The following is a 9134-nucleotide window of genomic DNA, read 5'->3' as shown; positions in this document are numbered from 1 at the left end:
AGAGTTCAAAGATGTTTGGATAATAAAACACCATACGAATATTCTCGCATGATGTCCAACACTTTGAGTGTGTCTTAATTTTTTATCCTAATATAACTTCCTTTGAAGCTCATTTTATATTTTAACCTTTATTAGTTTATCTTTATAATATTTTAACTACATAAATAGTCTTTAACACTTGGTGTTAAAATTCTTCAAACTAATCCAATAGCAATAGTCAAATATACAATAAATGGAATTATAGTTCACATTGGAAGATAACCATATAAGACAAGAGGAAGAACTACAATATTAGCAATCGGAGTAAATGTAAACGCATATTTGTTATCTGAAATTACTTGTACAGAATCAGGTTTAACACCTAAGACTATTGAAAGAACTACATATAAGAATGCTGTAGAAAGCAATCATATAGCAAGAACAATACCCATAGTAGTTTTAGAATCTATTCTTGAAGTTATAAATCTTACACCTACTTGTATAAAGAAATAAAATACTGCGATACCAATTAATTGAACAATTAGTTGCTTAATAAGATTTAAATCAATAGTACCTTTACCAACATATTTAACTAAAATAATTCCTAATACATCAGCTGTTATTACAATAAATAGGAAGAACATTGTTTCAGAAAGTAATTTAAAGAATAATAATTTTCCCTTGCCATAATTCATATACATAACTCTATTTTTATCAATTGAATTTTTGTCTCTTAAAGCCGTGAATATACCTCTACCCAATGAATATAGTATTGATGTTGAAAATACTTGACCCAATATTGCAAATGACATTCTAGAAATTTTCATATTCTCTAATTGTGGGATGATTTTATTAATGCCAGGAACATATTTTTCAAATTGTGGAATTTGATTTATTAAAGCATTAATATCTGCATCATTATGCAGCTTGAAGTCAGGTATTCTTTTCATCATTTCCTTACCTATATCTGTTGTAAGGAATAAATTTATCTTATCTGTTTGTTGAGTTTCCAAATCTCTTATTGATAACTGAATGATTGGTCCAAGTAATGCTAAAACAGCCAATACAACAGCAACTAAAATAGTTGAAGACTTGAATTGTGTAGTAAAAGAAGACTTAATAACCTTCATTGTTCTTTGGAAAGAATTTGGATTTAAATTTTTATTTGTATTATTCATTAGAATCTCCATAACCTAAAAATACTGATTCAGCAATATTTTTCTCTTTAATAGTTGAATAAATATAACCCTTATCCTTAATTAATTCTTGCGTTACTTTCTTATAGTAATCAATAGATTTAATTTCAATTATTGTTTCATCATTTATTTTACTTATATTTAATATGCCTTCAATATCTTTTAAATTAGCATTCTGTATTTCTTTATTTACTGCTATAAAAACTGACTTTTCTTCAACTTTTTTAGAATCTATAATTACACCATCTTTAATTACATAAAACTCTTTACACATGTCTTGAACAACTTCCATCCTGTGCGATGTAATTATAATCATCATATCTTTTAATTCAGTATACATTTTAGCAATTTTCTTAACCATTAATGGATCTAAACCATCAAAAGGTTCATCTAAAATAATATATTTTGCATTTTTATTTAAAAATGAAGCAATAACCTTGATTTTTTGTTGATTACCTTTCGATAAAGACTTTATCGGCTTATTCAAATTCATTTCAAATTCCATTTTTCTTGCTAGCTCTTCAATGATATCATTAGCTTCTTTTTTAGGAATAAAGTACAAATCAGCAATTTCTAGTAAATATTTTTTCACCACCGTTGCATTCTTTGTTTCCGTACCCGCACCTAAAAACGTGAACTCTCTTAAATCTTCTTTTGTTATAGAATTACCATTTAATAGAACTTCACCTTCATTTTTTTCTATAAAATTTAAAATGATATTGTATAGCGTTGTCTTACCTGAACCATTAAAACCAATAAGACCAGTTATTTGATTATCTTTAAATTTAATTGATACGGAATCTAAAGCTTTTTTACCATCGTTAAATATCTTCGTTACATTTTTAATAATTAGCGACATTTTCACTTCCTTTATATAAGTAATTATACTTTATTTTACACCATTATACTCTTAAAACGTGGCAAATCAAATATTAAAATGATAAAAAACCATATCATTAGTGTTGCAAATGATTGATTTTTTTAATTAAATAAGAGTTATAATTTTTATTATATTAAGGGGAGTAAATGAATAAAAAATTAAAAATATCGCTATGCACATTGGGAGGGTTAGCAGTAGTTTCTGCACCATTAATAACTGTAAGTTCATGTGGTTCTAAAAAAACACAAAATCTTTTCGAAAAGGGAGATGAACACAAACAAACTGATAGTTGGGCAAAGTTAGATAAATTACAATCAATTAATTGAAAATCTAATAGCCAACCTATAGGAAATCCAAATTTAATCAAAAAAATTAGCAATTGACAAGAAAAGAATGGTATCAATGGCTTCAATGCTAATTCTTATTGAGTAAAATCTTCAAATGCGCCTTTTAGTAGATCACCAAGAACTATGATTAACGGAGAACCTGGAGAGACAAAAAATACCCCTTTAAATATAAAAGATATACCAGCTAAAATACTTGGAATGGAAGAATTAAAATCTTATATCGAATCAATTGACAAAAATGGGAAAATTAAAATTTCTCTAATAGAAGGATCTGAAGATGATGCAACAGGAACTTTATGGGTTAAAACCGTTATAAATATAAGTGGTGAGCAAGCAGAATTTCAATATAAAATTTCGGGTTTTACGCAAACTGCTGACATTGAATTGAATGGTGAAAATTACAAAGACATTTCAGCAATAATAAATGCACTTGATAAAGCAAAAATAACAAATGCTCAAAAAAATATAAATCCCATTTATAAAAATATAAACCTTGGTTTTGAAAAAAATATTTCAATAATGCTTCCCAAAGATCTAAAACAAGAATTAATAGATTTATATCATAGTACCAATGGTGGAAGATTAACAGTAATTGGTACCTACAAAGGTATAAAAAGTGCAATTGCCTTAGATAAAAAAAACATGCTTGAAGAACTTATAAATGCTTTCGGAGATGTTGGTGATACAAAAAGATTTATTGGTGGTGAAGCAAAATTTGCACTTAAAAAACTTTCCTCGGGAACTAGTATCACAGCTGGATTTGGTAAAATATTAATTGATTATCACAATATATTGTGAGATAAGAAACCAGGTCAAAATAATAGGAAAATTGACTATTTATATGGTTTATTTGGTAATATAAATGATAAGGTTTTCAATATGTTTCCAAGATTAATAACATTATTTAATAATGTGGCAACCGGCGTGGAGAATATGGAGATGGTCAAGGAGTGAGCAAAAGATCATAACATCCCTAATGAAAAAATAGAAAAACTGAATCATGACTTAATAAAATTTGTACTGGATTCTGGATCTACAAAATAAGCATACTTGTAATATAAGTAATGCTTTTTTAACATAAAAAATAAAAAAACACTCACCTTATAAGTATGTAAGTGTTTTAATATGAATCTTTCCTTGAAATAAATCAAATTGACATTCAAACTAATATAATTGTGGCAATTGTTCAGAAAATATAAACTCCAATTTTATTGATGTAATCCTTAGGAACAATAATGTTTATCTTATCATCCTGTTTCATCAATAAAATATCATAAGTATTACCAAACCTATTACTTAAACCAATTGTTTTAGGATTAGTAAATCCTGTATATATATTTTCAACATTTGTCATTAATTGTCATGCGATTAATGAAAAAATATCAATATCAAACTTATAAGAATTATCTTGATTAATTATATATCCGCTATTGAAATAATTCTCAACTTCATTTTTACTCATTTTATCCACAACACTAATAAGACCATTATTATTTTTACCCTCTAATAATATTTTTATATTATTATTAGTTAATATTTCCTTATAAATATTTGCTGCAAAAATCATTTGCTTTGCAAAACTTCAACTATTATACTTTTCTTTATAATGTTCTAAACTTTTATAAAAGAAATTGTTTTTACCATTTTTAAGCATTTCCAAGGCACTAACTTTATCATTTCTAGAGCTTTCAAGTGTTCTTTTTGCAACAATGGGAGTATATGATTCATTACCAATTTTAATATTAAATAAATCATCACTTTTTTCAAATTTCATAGTCTGCTCTGATCACATCTTTCCGCTTTTTGCATATTTAGATTTATATGTAACGTCATAAATACTAGAAAATTGGTACCAAGGATCAAAATAAGCTAGATATTTATAAATTTTGTTACTTTTATAATCATCATATCCTTCTTTAAAATCTGAAACATATACATTCTTGTCGTTTATAAAAATAGTATTCTCGCTTGTAGGATAAATATTAGCCTCATTTTTAGTTACATCTTCAAGATTTGAATTTAACTTAACGTACCCTGGTAAAAGATTTTCCGATGGCATTTTTGCCTTTAAAGTTTGAGAAATAATAATAGAGAACGATGGTGCAAACACTGCAATAGAAGTTGCTAGCATTAAAATGCTTCTTTGATTAAGTTTTAGTGTTGCAATAACAAATATTGAACTTGCTGCAAAAAGAATAGTTACATTACCTATAAAAATTGAAATTGCATAATTAAATATTTCCAATGATGTTGCTTTTTTATCCATTGCGCCACAAATTAATGTTGCAAATAGAAATATAATAGAGAAGTAAATTATTAATATTCACAATGAAATGAATTTCGAAAAAACTCTTCCTTTGGTTGTTATAGGTTTAGAAGAGTATAAAACATCTAATCCATTTTCCATTGGTTGTTTGAATATTGTTACAACTTTTAGTGAAACAAAAATAATTGAAATGGAAAATATTGTTATGAATGCAAATGCATTACCAGACTCAATAAAACTAACTTCGGATTGAGAAAAAGAACTAAATATTTGTGCGCTTGTTAAGACAGCATAAATAAGAACACCCAAAATAGGAATTAAATAAGTAGATGATCTGGCAAATTCATTCCTCAGAATATATCTAATTAGATTTTTCATTCAAATCCCCCTTTTTAACCAAATTTAAGAAGGATTGCATTAGTGTCCCTTTGTTTTGTATGTCACTCATAGATCCTGAAAATGCAATATTCCCATGTGAAATCATAGTAACACTATCTACATATTGTTCTAATTCAATCAATATGTGCGATGTTATAAAAATTGTGACACCTTTTTTATTTAACTTCTTTAATCTTTCAAATAACTCATGGCGGGCAATGGGATCTAAATTGGAAGCAGGCTCATCCATGATGATTAATTTAGGTTCATTCATAAGCGCTTGTATTAATATAACTTTCTTTTTTTGACCAGAAGATAATCTATTAGGATTTTCCTCTGCAAACTCCATAATATTAAACTCCTCCAATAATTCCATAGCTTTTTTCTTAGATTCCGCTTTCCTTAAATTGGAAAGTGTTCCCATATAAGTTAAGTAAGTTAAAACACTTTGCTTTGAGGGGAAAATGGGTCTTTCGGGGACATAACCTATAAATGATTTTGCCTCCTTCTCTTGTGAATTTATACCGTTTATTAGTATCTTGCCGCTATATTGACTGTATGATCCAACTATAGAACGAATTGTAGTTGTTTTACCAGCACCATTAGCTCCTATAAAACCATGAAAGGAACCTTCCTTCACACCAAATGAAATACTCTTAAGAATTTCTGTTTTTTTGATTGTTTTACTTAAGTTTTCGATAACAAGTATATTTTCAATATCTTTTTTCATAAAATAATTATATAAAAAATACCCGTATAAAAGGTATTTTAAATATTTTATTTTATTTTATTACATTTCATTATGCAATTCAGGATCATGAGAAGTATAGTGACCATATTTCTTGAATCTTTTTTTATCAGCAATAAAGTTTATTGTTAGTGATAAAGGAATAAATAATAAGAATAGTAATACAGGTCAAATACCCGTTCAAATTACTGTTGAATTTGGCGATGCCAAGAATTCTCTGAATGAATCAATAGTATAGGTGAATGGAGCTATAGGAGCTATTTTTTGTCAAAATGGTTCTTGCATTGTTGCAGGGAAAACACCCCCGGAAACAGCAAGTTGCAATATAAGTAAAATAAGAACCATAAATGAACCAACTTCACCAACTCTAAATATAGAAGAAATCGCTTGAACAATTAATGCAAACAATGTCGCAACGAACATTGCAAATATAAATAAGTGAAATGGATTGGCTTCTATTTTAAGCCCAACCATAAACGCACCTGAAATCATTAATATAGCTTGAATTCAAGCAGTAGATACTCAAACAATTGTTTTTGAAAAATAGTTTTTGAATGTAACAGCTTTTTTAGCTTCTGGACCAATACGTCTATTTTTATACATAAATACAGACATAATACACCCTGCTCATAAAGCTATTGAAAAGAAATAAGGTGCTAGACCATTACCATAATCTCCAATATCTTTACCAATCGCTTTATATTTTATAAATTTATTTCTAGAAGTTTGGTATAAATTATTAATATCAGCTCTAATAGTTGCGGGCACAGGTATACCAACTTTGATTAATCCATCAATAGTCTTGTCAAGGATATTATCTAGAAATTCTAATTTTAATGATGTTACATCAGCTCTCATACTTAAAAATCTTGCGGCAACGTAATTATTTTTATAAGAAGTATAAAATGTTATTCTTGGTAAAGTAGTTATTTTCGGTTTATATTTAGGATCAGCTTTAGTATGTTTGATTTCTTTGATAATATTCTTAATCGCATTAGTCATATCATTAAAAAAATTATCAGGAATTATAAAAATACCATCAACTTTACCATTATCAACCGCTGCCTTAGCTTCGGTTTCATTTTTATAAATTTCAGTTGATTCTTTAACTGTCATCTTATATTTATCAATGTGTACATCGATATCATGAGTTCCAACCATACCTTTTGCAATAGTTGAACTTATTTCATTGGGTTTATTAGTCTTTTTATCAATGTCCAAACTTGTTACTCTAATATCAGCATTGTCAAATTTATGAATTGGTTTACTGAAAGCACTTAAGAATAATATTGCATATAACATTGGCGTAATTAACAAGAATACAATACCAAGAATTTTTCATTTTGTATTAGTTAATTCCTTTAATTCTTCTTTAATTATTTTTCACATTATTCACCACCTTTTTTAGTTTTAGATTTAACTTTTTTAGTTTTCTGAGCTTTGCTATTTTTAGAGAAAGCTTTTTTAAACTTTTTAAATAATGGTGCTTCAATTTCTTTAATTTCTGTTTGCCGTTCTTCACTGATCTCTTTAAATGCATCTTTATTAGCTAATTCATAATTTTCTTTTCTTTTCTTATAAATTATTGAGGCAATAGTCACAAAAGGTACAGCCATTAATATAATTACAAATAAATTCATTCCTCAATTTGTTAAATTAGTATTCACAAGTGTTTCTCTCAAGGCATCCACAGAATAATTAAATGGGACAAAATTGTTCATAACTTGGAAAAATTCAGGCTGTGCATAAGTAGGGAACAAGGCACCAGAAGATGTGATTTGTATCAATAAAATTATTGTAACTGTAAAAAGCCCTGTTATTTTTGCGGGAATCATACATCTTATAGAGAAAACGAACATTGAGAATAGGAATGATATAAAGAATCCTGTTAGGAAGAATAATGGTAAATTAGAACCCAACGTATCGGCAAAACCTAATAATGATAAAGCACCAAATAATATTGTTACTTGCATTATATTTGCAATCCAGATTAGACATAATTTAGCAAAGAATGCTTTAATTTTAGATGTTCCTCTTTCATGTGTTTTCGGAGTAATCATAAGAGTTGTTGATAATGCACCAATTCATAATCCAATTGAAATAAATAGTGGTGCAAGACCAATCCCATATTTTTCTAATGGCTTTCCACCTTCATATTTATCTACAAATATTGTTGGATCAAATATTTGTTGATTTACAACATTTTGTTTTGGAAAAGCAGCTCTTATGCTAGATTCCATTTTTGGATCTAAAGCAATTGGAACTTTATTATTTAGTTTATGGTACATTGACAATCTTTCGTTAATAGAGTTAATTATTCCATCTTGAACTACTGCGTGAGAAAATGTTGACGGAGAAGACAAAACACTATTAAATAATTCTATTAATGTTGATGAACTAGCAATTTTGTTGTTTGCACCAAAACCAAGCACAAAATTTTTCTTATAGTTAAAATATACATCTATAGGATTAGAATAGTTTTCCATACTTTTTTCTAAAGCAGAAATTATAATTTTAGATTTTAACAGAGAAATATTTTGATTTAATATTTTATTTATCAATGATTTATCGATTGAATTTTTAACAATTGCATCTGCAAATATATAACCAACATACTCTGTTAGATTAAGTGGATTCAAATGTTTTGGATCCTCTTTTTTATTATAAATAGGTTTAATAACTATGGATACGTTATGCTTGCCTATTTCTTTTTTGAAGGAATCATTTTCTTCTTCAATATCTTTTTGATTAATTGTTGAAGCTTCATATATTTGAGAAGTTATATCTCTCTTACTATGAATTGATTTACGTAATGATGAATATATTGGATCAGAAGCCTTTTGAGGATCGTTTCAATTATTAGCCATTTTTTCAGAAGCAACAAAAGTAATATCTAAATCACCTTTTGTATTAGCTAAAGGATCGTACATTGCACATATGTAGATGAAACCATATAAAAATGGAACAACTAATATACCCATGAATTTTAACATCTTTAATCTGTGCCCGCCAAAGTTAATTTTGAACTCTAATTTAAATATTCTTCAAAATTCCTTTATATTTTTTAAAAGTTTTTTAAACATATTCCCCCAATATTGATTTTTATTATATATTATATTTTAGCACTCTTTTAGTTGTTTTGCTAATTTTATTCAAATAAGTGAAAATATGATACAAAAAAAGTGTTATTAAGATTAAATTATAGCCCTTTATAAAAAATACATATTTTAAAAAAAAGGCGAAAAAAATAGCGACTTTCTATTTTCACCTTACGGCTATCGTCGACGTTAACAGGCTTAACTTCTGAGTTCGGAAAGGATTCAGGTGCACTCTGTTGCTA

General features: G+C 27.4%; 7 protein-coding genes. 1 reads left to right on the top strand and 6 read right to left on the bottom strand.

Going from position 1 to position 9134, the window contains the following annotated elements; all coding sequences use genetic code 4:
• Positions 1-152 precede the first annotated feature (152 nt).
• Both C4B24_RS04245 and C4B24_RS04240 read right to left on the bottom strand, forming a co-directional pair.
• Complete coding sequence (locus C4B24_RS04245; protein ID WP_131599533.1) at positions 153-1157, bottom strand: hypothetical protein; 1005 nt, start codon at positions 1155-1157, stop codon at positions 153-155.
• Positions 1150-2034 (bottom strand): ATP-binding cassette domain-containing protein, encoded by an 885-nt coding sequence (locus C4B24_RS04240; protein ID WP_131599532.1) that lies wholly within the window; start codon positions 2032-2034, stop codon positions 1150-1152. Before C4B24_RS04240 ends, C4B24_RS04245 begins: the two co-directional genes overlap by 8 nt.
• Positions 2035-2201: 167 nt before the next feature.
• Between C4B24_RS04240 and C4B24_RS04235 the strand changes: the two genes are divergently transcribed.
• Positions 2202-3446 (top strand): hypothetical protein, encoded by a 1245-nt coding sequence (locus tag C4B24_RS04235; RefSeq protein ID WP_131599531.1) that lies wholly within the window; start codon positions 2202-2204, stop codon positions 3444-3446.
• 76 nt (positions 3447-3522) lie between these two features.
• Here the strand turns inward: C4B24_RS04235 and C4B24_RS04230 are convergent, their stop codons facing one another.
• From C4B24_RS04230 to C4B24_RS04215, 4 genes are read right to left on the bottom strand one after another with little or no spacing between them, the layout of a single operon-like run.
• Complete coding sequence (locus C4B24_RS04230; protein WP_131599530.1) at positions 3523-5046, bottom strand: hypothetical protein; 1524 nt, start codon at positions 5044-5046, stop codon at positions 3523-3525.
• Positions 5030-5776 (bottom strand): ABC transporter ATP-binding protein, encoded by a 747-nt coding sequence (locus tag C4B24_RS04225; protein ID WP_246005082.1) that lies wholly within the window; start codon positions 5774-5776, stop codon positions 5030-5032. Before C4B24_RS04225 ends, C4B24_RS04230 begins: the two co-directional genes overlap by 17 nt.
• A gap of 60 nt (positions 5777-5836) precedes the next feature.
• Positions 5837-7183, bottom strand: coding sequence for a YhgE/Pip domain-containing protein (locus C4B24_RS04220; RefSeq protein ID WP_131599529.1), 1347 nt, complete (start codon positions 7181-7183; stop codon positions 5837-5839).
• Positions 7183-8877, bottom strand: coding sequence for a YhgE/Pip family protein (locus C4B24_RS04215; protein ID WP_131599528.1), 1695 nt, complete (start codon positions 8875-8877; stop codon positions 7183-7185). The genes C4B24_RS04220 and C4B24_RS04215 overlap by 1 nt, the downstream gene beginning before the upstream one ends.
• Positions 8878-9134 lie beyond the last annotated feature (257 nt).

It is taken from the genome of Mycoplasma marinum (assembly GCF_004335975.1).
In the GTDB taxonomy this organism is placed as follows: Bacteria; Bacillota_I; Bacilli_A; order Mycoplasmatales; family Metamycoplasmataceae; genus Mycoplasma_K; species Mycoplasma_K marinum.
Note: the sequence above shows the minus strand (reverse complement) of the source record. Positions and strands in the feature narration are given on the sequence as shown.